Annotated in this window: 19 protein-coding genes; 5 read left to right on the top strand and 14 right to left on the bottom strand. The window is 61.5% G+C overall.

Going from position 1 to position 21,110, the window contains the following annotated elements:
- Positions 1-21: 21 nt before the first annotated feature.
- The 9 genes from atpG to queD form a co-directional block, all read right to left on the bottom strand.
- Entirely contained in the window at positions 22-951 is a 930-nt protein-coding gene (atpG, locus tag ACXU4B_RS15545; RefSeq protein ID WP_131410858.1) for a F0F1 ATP synthase subunit gamma, read from the bottom strand.
- A 93-nt stretch (positions 952-1,044) separates the two neighbouring features.
- Positions 1,045-2,595: a F0F1 ATP synthase subunit alpha gene (gene atpA, locus ACXU4B_RS15540; protein WP_131410860.1), complete on the bottom strand. Its 1,551-nt coding sequence runs from the start codon at positions 2,593-2,595 to the stop codon at positions 1,045-1,047.
- A 24-nt stretch (positions 2,596-2,619) separates the two neighbouring features.
- The gene (locus tag ACXU4B_RS15535) at positions 2,620-3,153 is read right to left on the bottom strand and encodes a F0F1 ATP synthase subunit delta (protein WP_131410862.1); all 534 of its coding nucleotides are present in this window, start codon (positions 3,151-3,153) and stop codon (positions 2,620-2,622) included.
- A 3-nt stretch (positions 3,154-3,156) separates the two neighbouring features.
- Positions 3,157-3,627, bottom strand: a complete 471-nt coding sequence (locus ACXU4B_RS15530; RefSeq protein WP_131410864.1) for a F0F1 ATP synthase subunit B — start codon at positions 3,625-3,627, stop codon at positions 3,157-3,159.
- A gap of 86 nt (positions 3,628-3,713) precedes the next feature.
- Complete coding sequence (gene atpE / locus ACXU4B_RS15525) at positions 3,714-3,980, bottom strand: F0F1 ATP synthase subunit C (protein WP_131410866.1); 267 nt, start codon at positions 3,978-3,980, stop codon at positions 3,714-3,716.
- A 77-nt stretch (positions 3,981-4,057) separates the two neighbouring features.
- Complete coding sequence (atpB, locus tag ACXU4B_RS15520; protein WP_131410868.1) at positions 4,058-4,891, bottom strand: F0F1 ATP synthase subunit A; 834 nt, start codon at positions 4,889-4,891, stop codon at positions 4,058-4,060.
- 3 nt (positions 4,892-4,894) lie between these two features.
- On the bottom strand, positions 4,895-5,260 hold the full coding sequence (locus ACXU4B_RS15515; protein ID WP_131410870.1) for a hypothetical protein: 366 nt from the start codon (positions 5,258-5,260) through the stop codon (positions 4,895-4,897).
- 243 nt (positions 5,261-5,503) lie between these two features.
- Positions 5,504-5,896, bottom strand: a complete 393-nt coding sequence (locus ACXU4B_RS15510) for a phasin family protein (protein WP_131410872.1) — start codon at positions 5,894-5,896, stop codon at positions 5,504-5,506.
- 153 nt (positions 5,897-6,049) lie between these two features.
- The gene (queD, locus tag ACXU4B_RS15505) at positions 6,050-6,412 is read right to left on the bottom strand and encodes a 6-carboxytetrahydropterin synthase QueD (protein ID WP_131410874.1); all 363 of its coding nucleotides are present in this window, start codon (positions 6,410-6,412) and stop codon (positions 6,050-6,052) included.
- Between the two features lie 276 nt (positions 6,413-6,688).
- On the opposite strand from queD, the gene ACXU4B_RS15500 reads away from it, so the two are divergent.
- Both ACXU4B_RS15500 and ACXU4B_RS15495 read left to right on the top strand, forming a co-directional pair.
- Positions 6,689-7,624, top strand: coding sequence for a hypothetical protein (locus tag ACXU4B_RS15500; RefSeq protein ID WP_458910901.1), 936 nt, complete (start codon positions 6,689-6,691; stop codon positions 7,622-7,624).
- 340 nt (positions 7,625-7,964) lie between these two features.
- Positions 7,965-8,867 (top strand): DUF1796 family putative cysteine peptidase, encoded by a 903-nt coding sequence (locus tag ACXU4B_RS15495; RefSeq protein WP_131410878.1) that lies wholly within the window; start codon positions 7,965-7,967, stop codon positions 8,865-8,867.
- A 488-nt stretch (positions 8,868-9,355) separates the two neighbouring features.
- Here the strand turns inward: ACXU4B_RS15495 and ACXU4B_RS15490 are convergent, their stop codons facing one another.
- The 5 genes from ACXU4B_RS15490 to ACXU4B_RS15470 form a co-directional block, all read right to left on the bottom strand.
- Positions 9,356-11,344, bottom strand: a complete 1,989-nt coding sequence (locus ACXU4B_RS15490) for an HAD-IIIC family phosphatase (protein ID WP_131410880.1) — start codon at positions 11,342-11,344, stop codon at positions 9,356-9,358.
- 185 nt (positions 11,345-11,529) lie between these two features.
- The gene (gene tagD / locus ACXU4B_RS15485) at positions 11,530-12,036 is read right to left on the bottom strand and encodes a glycerol-3-phosphate cytidylyltransferase (protein WP_338069393.1); all 507 of its coding nucleotides are present in this window, start codon (positions 12,034-12,036) and stop codon (positions 11,530-11,532) included.
- Between the two features lie 4 nt (positions 12,037-12,040).
- Positions 12,041-14,878 carry a DUF4214 domain-containing protein gene (locus ACXU4B_RS15480; RefSeq protein WP_131410882.1) on the bottom strand — a complete coding sequence of 946 codons (2,838 nt, stop codon included), beginning with the start codon at positions 14,876-14,878 and terminating at the stop codon, positions 12,041-12,043.
- Positions 14,879-15,043: 165 nt separating this feature from the next.
- Positions 15,044-16,609 carry a glycosyltransferase family 4 protein gene (locus ACXU4B_RS15475; protein WP_131410884.1) on the bottom strand — a complete coding sequence of 522 codons (1,566 nt, stop codon included), beginning with the start codon at positions 16,607-16,609 and terminating at the stop codon, positions 15,044-15,046.
- 135 nt (positions 16,610-16,744) lie between these two features.
- Positions 16,745-17,914: a polysaccharide biosynthesis/export family protein gene (locus ACXU4B_RS15470; RefSeq protein ID WP_458910900.1), complete on the bottom strand. Its 1,170-nt coding sequence runs from the start codon at positions 17,912-17,914 to the stop codon at positions 16,745-16,747.
- Positions 17,915-18,318: 404 nt separating this feature from the next.
- Here ACXU4B_RS15470 and ACXU4B_RS15465 point away from each other — a divergent pair, with 404 nt between their 5' ends.
- The 3 genes from ACXU4B_RS15465 (at position 18,319) to ACXU4B_RS15455 (ending at position 21,102) form a co-directional block, all read left to right on the top strand.
- The gene (locus ACXU4B_RS15465; protein ID WP_458910899.1) at positions 18,319-19,584 is read left to right on the top strand and encodes a capsule biosynthesis protein; all 1,266 of its coding nucleotides are present in this window, start codon (positions 18,319-18,321) and stop codon (positions 19,582-19,584) included.
- A 70-nt stretch (positions 19,585-19,654) separates the two neighbouring features.
- Entirely contained in the window at positions 19,655-20,458 is an 804-nt protein-coding gene (locus ACXU4B_RS15460) for an ABC transporter permease (RefSeq protein WP_131410890.1), read from the top strand.
- 50 nt (positions 20,459-20,508) lie between these two features.
- Entirely contained in the window at positions 20,509-21,102 is a 594-nt protein-coding gene (locus ACXU4B_RS15455) for an ABC transporter ATP-binding protein (protein WP_458910898.1), read from the top strand.
- The last annotated feature ends 8 nt before the right edge of the window (positions 21,103-21,110 follow it).

Raw genomic sequence — 21,110 nt, 5'->3', positions numbered from 1 at the left:
CGCGATCAGGGACGATCGCACTTATACAGCTGCGGCACCGCCCACGATTTCGGAAATTTCCTGGGTGATCGCGGCCTGGCGGGCCTTGTTGTAGATCAGCGTCAGTTCGCCGATCACCTTGTTCGCGTTGTCCGACGCGCTCTTCATCGCCACCATGCGCGCCGCGTGCTCGCTCGCGAGGTTCTCCAGCACGCCCTGGTAGACGATGGACTCGATGTAGCGGCCCAGCACGTGCTCCAGCACGGTCGCGGCATCGGGTTCGTAGATGTAGTCCCAGTCATGCTTCTGTTCGAGCTTGAGGCCGGCGACGGCAAAGTCCGGCGCATGCGTGGACTCACCACTGGCGCCAAGCATCTCGGCGGCCACCACCGGCAACGGCAGCAGCGCCCGCACCGACGGCTTCTGCGTCATGGTGTTGACGAAGTCGTTGCTGGCGACGAACACGCGATCGAGGCGGTTGGCCAGGTACGCGTCCAGCATGACCTTGATGACGCCGACCAGGCTGTCCAGCTTCGGACGCTCGCCGAGGTGGCTGGTGCTGCCGATCAGGTTGACGCCCTTGATTCGGCGGAAAAACTGGATGGCCTTCTGGCCGATGGCGACCACGTCGACCTCGACGCCCTGGTCCTGCCATTCGCGAATGACCGGCAGCAGGCGACGGAACAGGTTGGAGTTGAGGCCACCGCACAGGCCGCGGTCGGTGGTGATGACCAGGTAACCCACGCGCTTGACCGTCTCGCGCTCCTGCAGGAACGGATGGACGAAGTCAGTGTTGGCCTGGGCCACGTGCGCGATCACCTTGCGCATCGAGCGCGCATAGGGACGCGAGGCCTTCATCAGATCCTGCGCCTTGCGGATCTTCGAGGCCGAGACCATTTCGAGCGCGCGCGTCACCTTGCGCATGTTCTGCGTGCTCTTGATCTTGGTTTTGATTTCGCGTCCGCTTGCCACGTTTGCCTCAACCTGTTGGGTTATTGCGATCCCGGCCCGTGGGCCGGAGTGCTGTACGACCGCCCGATGGAGCGGCCGTACACCCGGTATTGCTTACCAGCTACCGGTCTTCTTGTACTCGTCGAGCGAGGACTTGAAGACGCCTTCGATCTCGTTGTTCCAGTCACCGGTGGCGACGATCTTCTTCATCAGGTCGCCGTGGTTCTGGTGCATGAACGCGTGCAGGCCCTTCTCGAACGCCAGCACCTTGTTGACCGGCAGGTCATCGATGTAGCCCTTCTCGGCGGCGTACACCGACAGCGCGAGCTCGGCGATCGACAGCGGCGCGTACTGCGACTGCTTCATCAGCTCGGTCACGCGCTGGCCGCGGTCCAGCTGGGCGCGGGTGGCCGGGTCCAGGTCCGAGGCGAACTGCGCGAACGCAGCCAGCTCGCGGAACTGCGCCAGGGCCAGCTTCACGCCGCCGGACAGCTTCTTGACGATCTTGGTCTGGGCGGCACCACCGACGCGGGACACCGAGATACCGGCGTTCACGGCCGGGCGGATGCCGGCGTTGAACAGGTCGGTTTCCAGGAAGATCTGGCCGTCGGTGATCGAGATCACGTTGGTCGGCACGAACGCGGACACGTCGCCCGCCTGCGTCTCGATGATCGGCAGCGCGGTCAGCGAACCGGTCTTGCCCTTCACTTCGCCGTTGGTGAACTTCTCGACGTATTCCTCGGAGACGCGCGAAGCGCGCTCGAGCAGACGCGAGTGGAGATAGAACACGTCGCCCGGGTAGGCTTCGCGGCCCGGCGGGCGCTTGAGCAGCAGCGAGATCTGGCGGTAGGCCACGGCCTGCTTGGACAGATCGTCATAGATGATCAGCGCGTCTTCGCCGCGGTCGCGGAAGTACTCGCCCATGGCGCAACCGGAATACGGCGCGATGTACTGCAGCGCAGCCGACTCGGAAGCCGAGGCCACCACGATGATGGTGTTGGCCAGCGCGCCGTTCTCTTCGAGCTTGCGCACCACGTTGGCGATCGACGAACGCTTCTGGCCGATGGCGACGTAGATGCACTTAATGCCGGAGTCTTTCTGGTTGATGATCGCGTCGATGGCCAGCGCGGTCTTGCCGGTCTGGCGGTCGCCGATGATCAGCTCGCGCTGGCCACGGCCGATCGGGATCATCGAGTCGACGGACTTGTAGCCGGTCTGCACCGGCTGGTCGACCGACTTACGCCAGATCACGCCCGGCGCCACCTTTTCGATGGCCGAACTGTGCGGCGTGTTGATCGGGCCCTTGCCGTCGATCGGGTTGCCGAGCGCATCGACGACGCGGCCGAGCAGCGCGGTGCCGACCGGCACTTCAAGGATGCGGCCGGTGGTCTTGGCGGTGTCGCCCTCGCGCAGGTGCTGGTACTCGCCCAGCACCACGGCGCCGACCGAGTCACGCTCGAGGTTCAGCGCCAGCGCGTAGGAGCTGCCCGGCAGCTCGATCATTTCGCCCTGCATCACGTCGGCCAGGCCGTGGATGCGCACGATGCCGTCGGACACGCTGATGATCGTGCCCTCGTTGCGGGCCTCAGCGCCGAGCTTGAACTGCTCGATGCGGCTCTTGATCAGCTCGCTGATCTCGGACGGGTTAAGAGTGGTGCTGGACATGGTCGTATCCCGAAATTTAAAAATTCAGTGCGTCAGCGCGCTGGTCAAGCGCGCCAGACGTCCACGGGCGGAGCCGTCGATCACTTCGCTACCGGTGTCGATCACCACGCCGCCAAGCAGCGAAGCGTCCACGCTGGTCTCCAGTTCGATCTCGCGCTTGAAGCGGCGCTTCAGCGAAGCCTTGAGCTGTTCGGCCTGCGCGGCATCCAGTGCGAAGGCGCTGGTCACCTTGACCAGCAGCTGCGACTCCGATTCGCGCTTGTACTGCTCGAACAGATCGGCGACCTCCGGCAGCAACGCCACGCGGCGGTGCTCGGCCAGCTGGCCCAGGAACTGTGCAAACGGCGCGTCAGCAGCCATGCCTTGCGGCAGGTGCAAGGCCACCAGCTGGGACGGCTGTACGCGCGGATCGTTGCCGAAGCCGGCCACGCGCGGGTCCTTCGCTACCTGGGCAGCGAAGGCCAGCGCCTGCGACCATGCGCCGAGCGAGCCGGCCTCGTGGGCCAGCTCGAAGGCAGCACGCGCATAGGGGCGGGCGAGCGTGATTGCCTGGGCCATGGCTTAGATCTCGGCCACGAGCTGGTCGAGCATGGCCTTGTGGGCCGTGGCATCGACTTCACGCTGCACGATCTTCTCGGCACCCTGGACGGCCAGGCGGGCCACCCAGCCACGCAGCTCTTCGCGAGCACGCTGCTGCATGCTGACGATTTCGTCGGCGGCGGCGACCTTCAGGCGGTTGGCTTCGGTCGTGGCTTCGGCGCGAGCCTTGTCCACGATCTGGTTGGCCTGGCTCTGGGCGCGCTCGATGATCTCGTTGGCCTGCTGACGGGCCAGCTTGATCTCGTTGGCGACCTTCGCGTCGGCGTCCTTCAGCTCGGCGCGCGCCTTCTCGGCGGCGGCCAGGCCGTCGGCAACCTTCTTCTGGCGCTCTTCAATCGCATGATTGAGCTGCGGCCAGATGAACTTGGTGGTGAACCAGACCAGGATGGCGAAAGAAACCATCTGGCCCAGGAAAGTCAGATTGATATCCATGAGCTTTCCAATTAACTCCGGTAACGCGTTAAACCGCCGATCGCCGCAACGGCACGGGCACGCTGCGGCGACTCATGTCGCGTCAATTAACCCTTGAGCGCGGCGAGCAGCGGGTTCGAGAACGCGAACAGCAGCGCCACGGCCAGACCGATAATGAACGCAGCGTCGATCAGGCCGGCGAGCAGGAACATGCGGCCCTGCAGCAGCGGCACCAGCTCCGGCTGACGGGCGGCGGATTCAAGGAACTTGGAACCCATGATGGCGATACCCAAGCAAGCGCCCAGAGCGCCGAGGCCGATGATGATGCCGATGGCAATGGCGGTCAGGCCCTGCACGTGTGCGAAGAGTTCCATGGTGTTCTCCTGTGAATCGATAAAGGTTTTGGTTAGAACGAAAAGGTGAAACAGAAACCGGGTGGAGCAGAAAAACGTCAGTGATGCTCACGCGCCGTGGCGATGTACACGATGGTCAGCATCATGAAGATGAACGCCTGCAGCAGGATGATCAGGATGTGGAAGATCGCCCATGCCGTGTTGAAGATCACGCCCGGCAGGAAGCTCAGCCAACCGGCGAACAGGCCCGCGATCAGCATGAACACCAACTCGCCGCCGTACATGTTGCCGAACAGTCGCATGGCGAGCGACACCGGCTTGGACAGGTATTCGATGACGTTGAGCGCCAGGTTGAACGGCATCAGGATGATCTTGACGATCATGTTGTCCGCGTGAAACGGCGCCGTGATCAGCTCCCAACCGAAACCACCCACACCCTTGGCCTTCATGCCGTGCGCCAGCACGATGAAGAACACAGCCAGGGCCAGGCCCATGGTGGTGTTGATGTCGGCGGTGGGAACCCAGCGGAAGAAGGTGTGATGCGCGGTTTCTGCACCAGCAAGCGTTTTCACGCCCCAACTGGGCGCATCCAGCGGCAGCAGGTCCATCGCGTTCAGGAACACGACCCACATGAAGATCGACAGCGCCAGCGGCGTCACCGTGCGACGGTCACCGTGGAAGGTGTCCTTCACCTGGGTATCGACGAACTCGACGATGATCTCGACGAAGGCCTGGCCCTTGGACGGCACGCCCGAGGTCGCCTTGCGGGCCTTCAGCCAGAACCACAGGCAGAACAGTGCGCCCAGCACAAAGGCCACCAGGATCGAATCCAGGTGGATCTGCATGAACGCACCCTCACCCAGGCTCACCGTGTTGTGGTGAAGGTGATGCTGGATGTATTCGGTTAGTCCGCCCTGCGGCTCGCTTGCCATGTATTAGCCCTTGAATCTGAACGCCAGCAGATTTATTGCGTAAGCAGCCACCAGCCCCGTGATGGCGGCTAGCGGCGGCAGTTTCCATTGACCCAGGATCGCGATCAGACCCCCTAGGATCACGATCCACTTCATGACCATGCCTGACATCACGCGCCACATCGTCATGCCGCCACCACCCAACCCGGCAAAGGTACGCCACGCCAGAAGCGAGGTACCCAGCGCCACGATCGCGGCGCCCACAGCGGCCGCCAGTGCATCGCGGCGCCCCTGCGTGAGGAAGGCGAGACCCACAATCACCGCCACGGCAAGCTGCAGCAAGATAATGCGCAGCGCCAGACGACGACCGGAAGCAAGACTGTTGAGCACGTGTTGTTCCCGCGCGGTTTCGCTCTAGGCGGCACCGAACCAGCTACGGGCCACGGTCCAATCCCAAAAAGTATATCAGCGGGGCACTTACAGCGACAAGCCGCGCGGGCTGCGGCAACTCGTCATGCAACGATTCGTTCACATTTCGCTTCGCAGGATTTCACGCAAAGAAAAAGGGCCGGACATGGGTCCGGCCCTTTGACGCAACTGGGGGGAAGAAGCGCTGCGCCGATAAAGCGTGGATTACTTGCCCGCGGCAGCCTTCTTGACTGCGGCAACCGGCGCCGCCACGGCGTCGTTGGCGGCCTGCTGCTGCTCCTGCACGAGCGCATTGAGCGACTCGGCGGTCTTCTGCGTCACGGCGATGATTTCCTGGGTCACGGCGACGGCGCGCTCGGCGTTCTCGCGGCTGACGGCGGTGCCCTTTTCCCACAAGGCGCGCAGGCCATCCATGTCACGAGCCTCGAAGGCATCGGTGAAGAAGGTGGCGGTGACTTCCGCCTGCTTCTCGAGCGCCTTGATCTGCAACTCGGCTACCTTTTCCAGACCCTTGAGCGCCACGGACTGGGCCTTGAAGGCGCTGTCGGTCAGCTGCTTGGCGTAGGCAAAAATCTGGGAATTCAGTTGCTGCGTCATGACTTGGTCCCTCGGCGGGAGTGGGGGTGTTGGCGAAGATCCTACCAAGTCATTTGGTGCGGTGCAATATATTTTTCCTGAACAAAGCGACGCGTCACGAAAAATTCAATAATTTCCGTCAATTAAGACAGCGCCATGAATTTTTGCGACGCGTCAAAAGCTGTCGCGGCTGCAACTGGCGCCGGACGTGCAGGTCTCGTGCACCACGACCTTGTCGAGCCCGGGCAGCGACGACTCCAGGTGGCGGAAGATCCAGCGCGCCAGCACTTCGCTGGTGGGGTTTTCCAGCCCTTCGATGTCATTGAGGTAGTGATGGTCGAGCTGATCGTAGATCGGCGCAAAGGCCGCCTTGACGTCCGCGAAGTCCATGACCCAGCCCAGAGCCGGATCGGGCTCGCCCGCGACGTGAATCTCGACGCGGAAGGAATGCCCGTGCAGGCGCGCGCATTTGTGCCCCGGCGGCACGTTGGGCAAGCGGTGGGCGGCTTCGAGATGAAAGACTTTGAAGATATGCATGGCGGCATTCTACCGCCAGGACCATGCAGCTTCCGCAGCCGGGCCGAAACGAGCTGCGCCATTCGGGTCACCCGGCATGTGCAATGCATACGCTCGCTGCACGCGAGATTGACGCGAACGATGGCTAAATAGCATTTCGAGCGCGCGTGCCGCCGGCATGTCGATGATGCCAGGCAACCAAAACCGCCCGGTGTGTCACCTACGACCACACGACGCGTTCCGTTGTAGACGATGTGTCGCAGATGCTCTTTCAATGAGGGCACGGAGATGTGCACGTTGCTGTCTACCGCCACCGCCCTGGCTTTGCTGGCGGTGATGGGTCCAGGTATCGCACTCGCTGCCGACAGCGGCACGGGAGTGGTGATGCCGGATGGCTCATATGCGAAACCCCTCCAGGCTTATCGCAACAGCCTGCTGACGAGGACTGCAGCCAGCGGGCCGGGCCTGCTGGCTCCCGCCACCACCAATGACGCCAGCACACTGACCCGCGACATGGCCGCCGCCTGGGCGTTTCCCGCCACGGGGAGCAACGGCGCCTGGAGCCGCAACTACGGTCGATGGACATTTGCCTCGGTGACCACAGCGTATGCTTGGTCGCCCAATGTCGCAGGCGGGCAGGCGGGCGCCTCTCCGACCAATCCCCTGTCCGGCGCCAGCGGCGATGCTGCCGTCGGGCTGGCGCAGTTCGTAGCGAGCTATCGCATCACACCGACGTCGCGCATTGCGGTCTCGTATGGAGTCACCGGAGCCACCAGCAATTTCCAGAGCGCGCGCCGCAATTACTCCGCCTACAACTTCTGGACCTTTACGCCCAAGGTCGCGTACATCAAGGCACTGGCAACAGCCGATGGCGACGCATCCACCGTACTTGCCGTGGGCATGTTCTCCAGGAAGACCACCGCGGTCTACCAGAACAGCGCAGTCGGCCGCATCGAGACCCTGGTCATGCGGCAGACCACCGGCGGCTGGAGCTATGGAGGCGTGGCGGCGGCGATCGAGAAATACACCATCGATCCGACCGAGCCGACGTACGGCAAGACCAATACCGGCAATTTCGACGGCGTCGGCATCGGCGTTGGCCCCCAGGTCAACTGGAACACGCGCTGGCACGGCAACAACGTCGAATTCCGCTGCCGCTGGATCTACGAATTCAACGGCCCCGGTGGACGCCCCAGCCAACCGATGCTGCTGTCGGCCACGGTGCATCTGTAGCACTGCATCGCACGACCCCCGCACTGAGCGGATCTCTGAGGCCGCCCCAACCTTGGCGCGTCTTGCCGAACGTATGGGCCGTGCATGAGTCGATGGCACACGGACCAGAGGTGGATGCTCGCGCTTGTCATCAGGACGGCAAAGCCACAGACACAACGACTCGCCGCCCGCGGCAACCACGGTCGCGCGCAAACACATTGCCTGTCGGCACGGTCCGCCCCCCCTCGAAGCCATCAGCCAGTTGCTGGTCGGGCACCTTTGCGACGACGCGGCGCAGCGCGTTTTTCCGTGTAGACCCGATAGACTGGCGGGCCATAAAAACGCCAATCGTACGCACCCCATGGACCATGCAAATCGCCAGCTCATCGACTCGCTCTACCGCCAGATCCTCGGGCGCGCAGCGGATGAGGGCGGACTCGTTACCTATGATCGGCTCCTATCAGGCACGGACCGGGATAGGGCCATTGCAGAATCCGTACGCTGCCTGCTTGCAAGCGCCGAATACAAACAGCGGGCGACGGCAACCCACGATTCACCAAGGCCGGAGTTCAGCGCCGCGGGTTCTCGGCTGATCAATGGGAAGAAGATTGGGCACATCGTATCGATTGGCACGCATTGCCTTACAAGCTTCCTGTTGAAGAAGCATGGACTGAAGCAGTACTCGCTGCCATTCGACTGGTTGTTTTCTTCGCCAGCAACGATCCTGCATTGCCTGGAGGACAGCTTCGCCACCTTCCTGGATGCGAAACACTATTCGCCGGTAACAAGTCGTCGCGCGTCGAAAGAGCCGGGCGCAGACCATCTGTTCTACAGGCATCGCCATGGCGTCGGCGACATGTTTGCGCACCGCGATCCAAGCACGCCCGACGATTATCGATACCTCCAGAAGACGGTCTATCGATTCAACAAGCTGATGGCTCTACCAGACGCCAAGCTATTTGTGATGATTGCGCGTCCCGTGCACAACGCCATCCGGGCGTTTCCGCTGATCTCTGACAAGATTCGGTCCATGACGGAAAACAGCGCCTTCCTGTGCATTCAATTGAGGGAGCCGACACTGCAACCAGGTTGCCACTCGATGAACCTGCTTCGCTCCAACGACGATCACGCCCTGTATGAGTTCCAGCCTTCCTCGGGTGAGCTCGGGATCGGATTCGATGAACTAATAGACGACTTGGCGATCATGCGCCTGGTGCGGCAATTTGATCGTGACCTGACCGACATCCACGTACCGATTGAATGAGTCCGGCGTCTGCCACGGCAGATGTCTTCGGGCGCTCGAAAAAGAGGGCCTCGATGCAACACGGTCGCACCATAGGCAGCAAAGCGAGCCAACATCAGAAACCTCGGTGAACGAGACTTGGCACGATTAGAAGACAGGCGAGGCTCGCATGTCTTGAATGGCGCCAGGCTTCCATGGCCGTGGATGCTCGATCGCGTGCCTACCTCCGAACCTTTCTGCCTGCTTGCCGGGCTGGTCTGTTCGTTAGGCGTTGGCGCCGACATTACCCGCCAGATCGCCAAGTGCGTCTTTGTGCACGACCAGGTCGCGCCCTCGAACACACATGGAACTCGCAAGGTCGTTGCGCTCGCTGCGTGTCATCGGCAGAGCAGCGTGAAACGCTCGCATCCGGAACTTGACATGGGCTTCACTAAGCGACGCCCCAAACATCGTCACTCACGCCGCATCACGCAGCCAAGTCAGGCTGCGCGCCTGACGCGAGCCAGCTTTCACACTTCCACACTGATGTATGAAGGAGCGTCCCAGCCGGCCATGTCAAGTGACCGCTTCCACTCGCCGTTCGCGCCAAGGAATCCGCATCGTGCGAACAAGTCGCGGGACAGGAAGTTAGCCTCGGTTTCGATCACTTCGCCGGTTATCTCCAGCACGCCCTTGGCAGCGAGCAGACTGCCGATCTGTCGCATCGCGGCCAGTTCCACGTCAAGTCCAAGCACCCTGCAACTCATGGCCCACTGCGCAACGTGCCGCTCCGCCACTACCACGACACCGACCAGTCCATAGTCGGCATAGCGATCACTGACGTTGAACGCGTAGAAGATCCCGCCTTCGGCAAAAAAGGCAACCGCCTGCTCGTGCGTCCAGCGCTTGCCCGTGGTGTTGAACTGATTGGTCTTGTTGAGCAGCTCGAGTGCGCGCACGAATGCCTTCGACTCCGCACTGTCGATCACCTGCAGGTTCAACCTGATGCCAAGGCCTTCCACGAAGGCTTCATGCGAAGCGTCCTTTCGATCGGTCTCGCGCTGAACCTGTGCCTGAATCATCTGCGTGCGCCGATCCGATTCGTCGGTGACCACCGCCACCTGCGTTTCCGCCGACCAAAGCAGCGCGCGACGCGTCACATATGGGTTCTCGCCCAACGTACGGATCTCGGGGAAGGCCTGCTTCACGGCGGCGCGCTCGACCGGGTTGTCGTCGACAAACACCACGCTCTTGGGCAACAGGCAGACATCACGCAGGATCTCGGCGATGTTTTCAGCCTTGGGCCGCCAATTGATCTTGCGTACCGCGAAATCGCTCAGCTGGATGCGATTGCCCACGATGCGCGGCCAGAGCTCCTCAATTCTCGCCTCATCGTTCTTGCTGACAATGGCAAGAAGCACGCCGCGCCGCTTCAGGTACTGCAAGGCCTCGATCACGCCCAAGGGCCAGCCCGCAACGATGTTTTGGCCGTAGGTATCCAGCGCATCTTCCGCCGCAACGCCACGCCACAGGCTGTCGTCGAGGTCCATGATGACAAGCTTGACCGAGTCCACCTGCTTGATGGTGCGGCACATCGAGAGAAGTTCGGCCCACAGGGCACCGACGATCTGGTCCGCCTGGACCTGATACTGCTCCGTGGCGCGAGTTACCGGCTCGATGCGTTGGCGATCATACGGGTAGTCGAAATTATTCAAGACACCATGATGGACCGTCAGAGCAAGACCGTCGTCCTGGTAGTACTTCCGCCCGAACACCGCGATGATCTGGTCTATATCGAGAAGATGTGCATTCTTGTATGCCGAAAGCTCTTCGTAGAGCCGAATATTCAGCTGCTCGATGAAGTAGACCGGATTGCGCAGATCGTAACGCCCGAACATCCGCCCCATCGGGTTGCGTTGCGGGAGATAGAAATTGCTGACGAAACTGAGCATGCGATGCTCGGTATTCCATCGCATCATGGCCGAGAGGGACCGCCGCATGCGCTCCACCGAGCGCGCGAACAGCGCCTCATGCTCAGCCAGATCGCCGTACCCCAAGGGCAAGCACTCCGTCTCCGGAAGCACGTGCCTAAGCGGCATCTGCAAAATCTGGAAGTCGTATGAACTTGCTTCTTTCGGCGGATTTGCCGGCAAGCGCATGCCATTGTTAACCGTCAGGAAATCAACTTCGCAATACTTGGCGAGCTGATGCTCCCAGGTTTCCAGCAAGCACGAGCCAATCAGCAAAATCCTTTGAGGCAAGTATTCGGAAATCCTGAGCTGCTGAGGCGACAGATAGGATGCCACCTCGTCGATCCTGAGCTCCTGACTCGCCGCCTTTTGCCGCTTCCGTACGGCCTCATCGCTTTGAGCGAATCCTCGCACCGCCTGATGGGGTTCGATGGCCCCGGAACTCAGGCCCGCAACCCAATTTGCGAGCCCGTTGGGGTCAGGCTCACGGCCGAGGATCGTTTTATAGAGGGAACGCACGAACTCTTCGACTGGATACGAATTACTCACGAAACACTCCGTTACTTTCCTTTATGGCCTGTGCCCAGGGAGTCACAATGCCTTGAATCGCGCAGCAGGCATGGGATCTGATGCATTGTCAGCATCACGCGCAATCGAGTAGGCGGCGCTAGTCCAGTATCGCACCTGGGAAGGCCGGCGCAGGCGGACACGCGCAGCCAGAACGAGCGCACGAATCAACGACCCGTGTCAGCCAGGCTCGCAATCATCCTGTTGAGCCGGTCAGCCGCCTTGGCCACTTCGTCGATGGCCGAATGGAGCTCTTGCCTGGCAAGGCTCTTCACTTCCGTGCTCGAGATGTCCTTGGTCCTGGGCAGGTAGACGACTTCGCACAGCTCCGACAGGTCGTCGAACTTGCCTATCCAGTCATCGCCCATGGCAAAAATGTCGGCTCCGAAACGCCGGACATCGGCGGCCTTCTGCTCCCAGGATGACTCCGGAAACACGGCGTCCACGTATCTGACCGCCTCGACGATCTGCACACGATGCTCGTAGGGAATGACCGTCTTCTTGCCCTTCTGGTCGTTGAATGCATCGGTCGACACACCAACGATCAACCTGTCGCCAAGCCTTTTCAGATTCCTGAGCAGGTTCAGGTGGCCCACATGAAAGAGATCGAATGTCCCATAGGTCAGCACGACGGTTTTCTTGACCGCAACCAATTCAGGTGTACTCATCGACATGGCATCAAGCGCTCATCACAGGGGAAGAGGAAGTAAGGAAGCGCTCGATTTCATCGACACAGCGATCCGCTGCCTCGGTGCCACGGCAGGCGATCATCTGCCCAACGGAAGGTGCCGGACGGGCACGTCCGACCGAGTCATTCATCACGGCCAGCGCCTCTTGCAAGGCAGCATTGATGGATTCCGGGCCGACGAGTTCGCAGAAATCCCAGTACACGTCGGTATGCGGCACCCTCAGGCGCGCCGCATCCTCATGGAACGTGCGATCGAAGTCCGGAATCCTTTCCATTGCGATACACAATGTCGGCTTGCCCAGCGACGCGAACTCGATGGCCGTCGATGAAACGTCCGAAATCAGCAGGTCCGCCAGTCCGTAGTAATCTGAAATGGTCTCGCCCGGCTGAAGCGCGTAGATCCGATAGCCCGCCGCCATCAATTCACCGCTGAAGCGGACGTCTCCATCATGGGGAATGGTGAAAACGTTATCCGACTCGTCAATGTGACGAATATTGAACACGCCGCAGTTCCTGTTGCCGCCGCTCCAGGTTGGCGCGAACAGTACCAGCTTCTTCGCGGGATTGAGCCCAAGCTTCTCGCAAAGCGCGACTCGTCTCTCCGGCGGCACGCCGGCCTCGGCTGTGAGCTTCGGATAACCCACGACGCGGCACTTCCCACGTGTAGAAGGATAGAGTTTCTCGATGCGCCCCTTCCACAATTCACCCGGAAGAAGAGTCAGGTCATAGCGTTTGTAGTGCGGGTTGTAAGTATATTTCTTTAACGGCGATACGCCGTGCTCGGCGTAGATGTAGGGCCCGGCGCAACCCTCATTGAACAGCCTTGCATAGGTCTCGGCAGCGGCGACCAGGTAGCTCTTCCGCCCGAACGGATTAGTCCGTGCGAAGTCGACGGCCCCTGCAGCATCCAGGAACTTGGCAGTATGGCCCCTCGCCAAAAGTCGCTCGAAGATTGGGCGGAGACTGTCGGCCTCCTTCTTTGAACCGAAGGCGCAGATGATCGATGTTCGGTCAACCTCGGCTTCTCGATTGACAACATAATTTCCGGGCGGCGACTTAAACCAGAGCTGAAATGCCAGCGATCGATGATCGGCACCAAAGCCACTGTCACTGGGGATCACAAAACCATCGGCCTTGAACTGCACGCAGCACGCTCGCTTCGGATCCAGCTGGATCTCGTAGCAGGCGAAAGCGTCGTCCAGGATGACGGTCTCGGTTCGCGTCCCTACGGTGACAACCACCTCGCGCACATCGCCCTGCGACAGGTAGTTGCAGCTGAGAAAGATCCGCTCGCAACCCGTCGCGAGCAAGGCCGAGGTTGCGTCGCTCCAGACGTATAACGATTCCCGCCCATGGAAACCTTCCATCAGCACGAGTGTTTCCGCGCCGCGGCAATCTTCCAGCCTGGCTACGGCCGGGCCTTGGCCCGGGACATTGGCCTGCCGCGCCGGCAAATGAAACCCCGGGGCTTTGGACAGCACGGCTTCGATCAGCTTCCCGACGTCGGCCGCTTCCGTTGAAGCTGGCGTGTCACGCTGAAGTTCGTCAGCCGTGGGCGACCTGCCAAGCAATGATTTGTAGAGTTCAGTCACCAGGCCCGTGCGCAACGATTGATCAATGCGTTGACCAACCACCGCATGTCCGCAGATCGTCGACGTGATTGCCGCGAGGTCGCTGCTGGAACCGACTTCGTGCCGCAGGCGCCTCAGGGCATCTTCCGAGATGGGCCTTCCAGCCATGCCCTCGAATACCGACGCGACGACAGCGTCGACATGTGACCCGACCATGTTGCGCAAATGGTCGGGATGACTGGCGATTTCCCTGATCAACTGCTCGATGCTGGCGCTTGATTCGAACTGCCGGCAAAGCTCCTCCCGCAACGACGCGTCCGGCTCGCGACCTGCCATCGTCTTGTACAAGCCGCAGACCAGGGCATCGGCGCGGCGCTTCTGGGCAAGTTCCCAATACTCCTGCGAGCCGGCCAGCGTTGCGAACAACTGGCCCAGGTCGCGGCTATCGCGCAGGTTTGCCGAATAGTGCGCCAGCGCAGCCGCATCGGGCTCACGCTCGAGCAGCACACGAAAAGCCAACTCCACCACACGCTCGGCATGGCTCGCGATCGACTGCTGCCAGTGCTCTTGGGACGCGCCGATCGCAGCGATCACATGCACGAGACCGTCGTCCTTCGCCACTTCACGACCGTAGACGCTCAGGGCCTCCGGTTCCGGCAATCGTCCGAGCAAGGCCAGATAGACCCCGTTGACGATGCTCTCCGCCTCGGCGGCGCGCACCGACTGCCAGACTTCGCCCGACTCTCTTAGCGTGGACAGCAATGCGCTCAGATCCGGCAACGCACCTAGCGATGTCCGATGCGCCGAAAACAGCGCTTGGCCAGTCGACGAACCGAAAAGGCCATGGAAGATGGCAAGCAGCAGGTCGTCGGAATGCCGGCCGAGACTACGGCCCCATGATTCGTCGGAGTTACCCACAGCGGCAAGCGTCGACTCGAGGCTTCCCGAGGCAGCAATCTCGGCCTCGTACGCCTTCAGGGCTTCCTCGTCGGGTTCCCGTCCAAGTACGCCACGGAAGATGGCGCGCACCGTTGCTGGCGCCGCGCTCGAAGTCTGGAGGCGCTTGAACTCATCAGATTCAACCAGGTGCGACAAGACCTGCGCCAGGTCTCCCGACTGGGCGAGGGCCTGGGCATACCCATCAAGACCGGCCGTATCCGCAGGCCTGCGCAAAAGCCCCGCGTAAGCCTCCTTGACTAATCTTGAGCGTAATAGCCTGAACACCTTCTTCCAGGTGTACGCGCCGAGTCGTTTCATCCCCAATTGCCTCGCGACCAATGAGTCACCTTGTGACCGCCCCTCGTTGGGCCGTTCTTATGTCGCCATCGCAAAGGTGAGGCATCGCCTCACGTTTGCGCTTCCGTCCAGACGGGAATGCAGGCCCGTGCCAAGCCAACCACTTGGAAGTGGCGGCTCAGTGCATCAGGCACCCGTCCAACCGAGATCTCCCGTGGCGGCCGTCAGATTCGCGCTCTTGAACGCCCCCTTCTTGACGCGCTCGAAGAACTCCTGCCAATAAGGCTCGATGTTTTCTCGACGATAGCGGGGAGAATGCAACAGGCCCTCGGCCACGAGCTCGTCGCGTCGCACACGATTGGCGGGTTCAATAACGCGCTGGATGGCCATCGCCTGTTCAAAGGCTGAGTACGGATTGAAGTACTCGCAACCCTTGCCGTAGATCTCGCGATGCACCGGGATGTCCGACGCAACCACGGCGCCACCGCAAAGCATTGCCTCGATGCCGCTGAGGTCAAAGCCTTCGGCAACAGATGGGCACACCACGGCCTCGGCGGCGCGATAGAGCAGGCGCAACTGGGAAGCGGGAACACGCTCAAGATGGAACAATTCGCCACGCTGCTGCCAGGGTGCCATCGACTCCAGGATCTTGCTGTATTCCCAACCGCGACTTGCCACCAGGACCAGCTTCAGGTCCGGCATGCCGTGATTCTTCAGGTAGTCCCACGCGCCAATCAGCTTCGCATGGTTCTTGCGCGGCTCCAGCGTCGAGACCATCAGCAAGAAGCGCGACGGCTTCGACATCAGGTTCTTCTGGTAGAAATTTTCCTTTTCCCTGGAGGTCAGGAATTTTGGTTCCGTTTCCTCGGAAATGTGGTTGCGAATGATGTTGGAAATGTACGAATGACTCGTCGTTTCCTCACGGTATTCATGCGAGACAATGTCCGGGATGATGACCGCACGCTTCTCCAGTTCAGGATGGATCTTCAGGAGGTCATCCCTGGTCGCGCCGCTGGTGCAGGCGAAAAGTGCGTGCTTGTGGTTGACCGCCAGCCCCGCCATGTGCGCGGCCTGGTGCAGGCTTGCGCTGCTGATGGTGTGCGGCAGGAACACCGGGATGGCATCGTGATAGCGAACGACCAGCTGGGTGGAAGGTGCGACGTTGGCCGGACAGGGCGTCTGCGAGACGAACACGTCGTAGCCCTTGGTGTTCAGTCGCGGCATTCTCGTGAGCGGATTCTGTGCCTTGGCAATGGCAACACGATTGAGCGTGTCCCACGAGGGCTTCACGGTCGCGTATTTCGCGTTGGTGATTGTTCCCATTTCGCTCGGCGGCAGCGTCTTTGAAAACGCGCTCTGCCAGATGAAGTCGCCAAAGTCCCTTGCGTCGAAGTCGTACAGAGGGATGTCCCGGCCGAAGTTGGCCGCCGCCGACTGACGCCACGTATCGACGCGCTTCCAGGCGAAGTGGACCGCCTTTTCCCACCAGAAATCGAGCGGATCGACTTTCACGGAGATAGCGAAGCGCGAGAGGCGCTGCATCCGTCGCGCCGTCGTGAGCTCTTTGGCGAACCAACCCTTCTTCAGGCCGGGCCACAACCGTCGATTCGGATGATTGATCAACCCGGTCACGTCGACATTGTCGATTTTGTTCAGGGACAAGAAGACGAGCCTCGTTTCCTGCGGAATGCCGGCAAAGCCTTCCAAGCAGGGACGCAGCTCCATCAGGACTTTGAGGTTGTTGTTCTTCATCGTTTGAGATCTGCCATTTTTATCTTCTTACTCACGCCTGGCTTCACCGGCTCGACTCCGTGGACCGTCGACATCGGCAAGACAAAAGGCGCCCCCTTTTTCTTTAAGTCCCACGCAACGTCATGGGCCCGGTCATCACCAGGTCGTCGTGTTCTGTATCGTCTGCACGTTCACGATGGGACTCGTGAATGCCCCCACGATGCTCATGAATTTCTGCAGCTCTGCCAGCGGAGCATTCGCCACGTACACGATGTCCTTGTTCTCGACCTGGAAGTTCTGGGCGATGAACAGGCTCTGCGGATTGCGAAGGTCGATCTGGTAGATCACCGGCACGCGGCCGTCCGCAGTGACGTTCTGCTGTGACGTCGACGGCGGGAGGGCACTGGCATCCTCGAACCGGAAGATGAAGACGCCGCGCGGGTCGGAACGCGAGTCGGCCAGGCCACCCATGCGTCCCAGCGCCTCGGCGAGGGACACGCCGGTCGCCTCGAAGTTGATCTCGGCATTTCGACCCGTGGCCCCCATGGCCACGAAGCTCAGCGGCTGGTACGCGGCCGTGACCACGTCATCCGGCTGCAGCACGATGTCCTGGCTGGGGTCCTTGATGATGGCTTCCAGCGGCAGCGATCGGACGATGCCGCCACGCGCCACCTGGATGGTCATTTTCTGCACCGGCTGGCGCACGCCACCGGCGACGGCAAGCGCGTCGAGCAGCCGTTCGCCATGGGGCGTCAACGGAACGCGCATGCTGTTGGTCACTTCGCCCACGACGGTGACGTAGGAGGATGCGTTGCGCGCCTGTCGAACGATGACCTGCGGATGATTCGCCTTGCCTGCGAGTTTTTGCGCAATGGCGTCCGCGGCTTGCGCAACCGTGAGCCCCGCGACGCGTACGCGACCGGCAAACGGGACCCCGATGGCGCCATCGCTGCTCACGACCTGCTCGGGCAAGGTGGTCGGACGCGTTGCGGACGTCCCGTTGCTGGCGGAGGCCAGCACGTAGTCGCCAAAGAGCAGTGCGGGAGGGGCCTCCCAGATCGACACCTCAACGGCATCGCCGGCGCCAAGCAGCTCATTGGATGCATGCGAGGCAGGCAAGGCGCTCGCCAACTGCTGGCCCAATCGCTTGGACGCCAACTGACGCGCAACCGATTCGTCGACCTGCACGACATGGATCTTGCTGGGGGGTGCCTTCTGGCTGGCAGCCTCGACGTCGGATCGCGACGGACCATTGGCAGGCAGCGTCGAACAACCCGTCAAACCGACAAACGCCCCCAAGGCGAGCACGACGCAACGTCGGCTCACCGCGCTAAAAACCTGCATCCCCTGTTCCCTGCTTGCTTGCGACCTTGTGTTCGATCCTCGAGCGGTGCGCGACGCCGATTCCATCCTGACGCCAAACTTGCTCTTGTCACCATACTGCCAATAAGCTGAAACATAAGCAAATGGCGCGCATGCGCCTGCACGGGGGGCTTCGTCTGCGCCGACAGGGGGGTGCGCCCTCGCGTATGCGCGACAAGGTCAAGCAGCTATGGACATCCAGGCATCCATGACTTTTGGCATGAAGAGACGACACGGAACCGACTTGGCGACGCCTCCAGCAATGGACGCAGGCTCCTTGAAACCGCAATAGACTCGCAATTTCAAGGGATTGTTTGGCGTGCGGGCGACTGCACCAATGGATTTGCTCGACAGGGGGCTGGGGAGCTTTGCAACACGCGTATCTGTTTCTTCAGGGGCCCGTCGGGTCCTTTTTTCGCCGTCTCGGACGCGAACTGAATCTCCAGGGTCACGTGGTCCACCGAATCAATTTCAACGGTGCCGACCTGCTCGACTGGCCATCTCCGCATATGTTCCGGCAGCCCGAGGAGCAATGGGCCTTCTTTGTCCGTCGATTCGCGGCAGAGCGGGACATCACCGACCTCGTTCTGTTCGGCGACTGCCGCCAGCCGCACCGGACGGCCATCGAGGTGCTCAGGAAATGGCGACCTTCCCTGCGCATCCACGTGTTCGAGGAGGGCTACATCCGCCCCGACTGGATTACGCTCGAACGCAACGGCGTCAACGCGCACTCGCCGCTGATGGCCCTGCGGGGAGACTTCATCGACGAGCCGGAAGCCATTGAGCCGGCACCCACGGGGGAACACGCGGGCGCATCGGCGCTCAGCATGGGGCTGCACGCCGTCGCCTCCTACCTGGCGATGTTCTTCCTCGGCCGCGTGTTCTCGTTCCACGAACATCATCGCCCGCTAAGCCCTGCCCAGGAGGCCGGTGCGTGGCTGCGCAAACTGTCCACGCAGTGGCTCCGCAAATCGCAAGCCAGGCGTGACCAGGCTCGCCTGCTAAGCAGCCACCACCCGTTCTTCCTGGCCTTGCTGCAGATCAATTCGGACAAGCAGGTTCAGATTCATTCGCCGCTCAGTTCGATCGAATCGTTGCTTGAGAGCATCATTCCTTCGTTCGCGGCGCACGCTCCCGCCGACACGAGGCTGGTGGTGAAGGCCCATCCCCTGGATGTGGATTCGGTGGCCCATGCGCGCAGTGCACTGCGCATGGCGAAGCAGTGCGGGATCGCTGATCGACTGGTGTTTCTCGACGGCGGCGACCTCGGCGCCCTCGCCGACAGGTGCCGCGGGGCAGTGACCATCAACTCCACGGCGGGCGTATCCGTCCTGCATCGCGGCAAGCCCCTGTTCGTTTTCGGAAGTGCCATCTACCGGTCCCCTGCGCTTACCCACCAGGGTTCCATTCATTCGTTCTGGTCGGCGCCGTCCGCACCTGACATGGCCCATTACGAAGCCTTTCGCCGTGTCATCATTCGTCGCTCGCAGGTGAACGGCGGCTTCTACACGCGCCAGGGTCAGGCACTGGCATTGAAGTCGGTCGCCCTGCGCCTTACCGAGGCCCCTGCGCGCAAATCTCCGCTGCCGGCAACGCCCACTCACGAAGAAGCGATCGTGGCCGATGCCGTCTGAACCCAATACAAGAAGTTCGACATGTCCGTTGCCGTAACACCTATGACACCCGACCGCCCGTGGGCCAGCCATGAGCTCCACTGACGGCACCACGCTGCGCGATGCAGCGGCCATCCAGGCTCGCGTGATCGGCGCACTGATGATGCGCGAGCTGCATACGAAGTTCGGTCGACACAATATCGGCTACCTGTGGGCCCTGCTGGAGCCCATGACGCTGGCGCTAGGTGTCACGGCCATTCACCTCGCCATCTCCAAGTCCCACGTACTTCCGTTTGGCATGGAAAGCGCGCCGTTCTGGCTTACCGGCTACGGCTCCTTCGTGCTGTTTCGCTCCATCGTGCTGGGCTCCATGGGCGCCATCGCGGGCAACCGCGGCCTGCTTTACCACCGCGTGGTGACGTTGCAGGACATGCTGGTTTCGCGCGCGCTGCTCGATGGCGCGATGACGACCCTGGCGATCATGCTGCTGCTGGGCGGGATCACCGTCGTTGGCCTGGGGCACATGCCCGACCGCCCCCTGCTGATGCTCACCGGACTCGCCTTGATGCTCTGGTTTGCCCTGGGCGCATCCATGCTCATCGCGGCGCTGTCGGAGTGGAGCCATACCTTCGAGCGGCTCATGCATCCGATTCTCTACCTGATGATGCCGATCAGCGGCGCCTTCTACGTGGTGGAATGGCTGCCGACGCGATACGCCCAGATCGTGTCGTGGATACCGCTCGTGCAGATCATGCAGATCATCCGCGAAGGTGAGTGGGAGCAATTCGACAGCATCTACGTCTTTCCCGCTTACACGGTGTTTTGCTGCATGGTGACCATGCTCTCCGGCCTGTTCGCGCTGCGCATGCTGCGCCGGCATGTGGAGATCGAATGATCGAGTTCGAACACGTCACCCAACGCTACAAGACGCGCGCCGGAGAGCGCGTGGTGCTCAACGACGTCTCCTTCACGATCGGGCACCGCCAGTCCATCGGCATTTGTGGGCGCAACGGCGCGGGCAAGTCCACGCTGATGCGCCTGATCTCCGGCATCGAGTTTCCGACCAGCGGGCGCGTTCGCCGCCACATGTCGGTGTCCTGGCCCCTAGGCTTTGCGGGTGGATTCCAGGGGACCCTCACGGGTGCCGACAACGTGCGGTTCATCGCGCGCATCTACGGCAAGTCGATCGAAGACACGCTGGCGTTTGTCGACGACTTTGCCGAACTTGGCAGCTACCTGCACATGCCGGTGAAGACGTACTCCTCCGGCATGCGTGCGCGCCTTACTTTTGCCGTTTCACTGGCGATCGATTTCGATTGCTACCTCATCGACGAAATCACGGCCGTGGGCGACTCGCGCTTTCATCAGCGATGCCACGAAGCACTGAATCGCCGCATGCAAACCGGCTCGCTGGTGATGGTGTCGCACGCACCGGAAACCCTTCGTCAGTTCTGCAACACGGGCGCCCTCCTGGCCAATGGCAGCCTGACCTTTTTCAATTCGATCGATGAAACCATCGCCGCCTACGAGGCGTCTTAAGGCACCGT

It is taken from the genome of Dyella soli (assembly GCF_054482295.1).
This window is presented reverse-complemented; position numbering and strand designations above follow the sequence as displayed.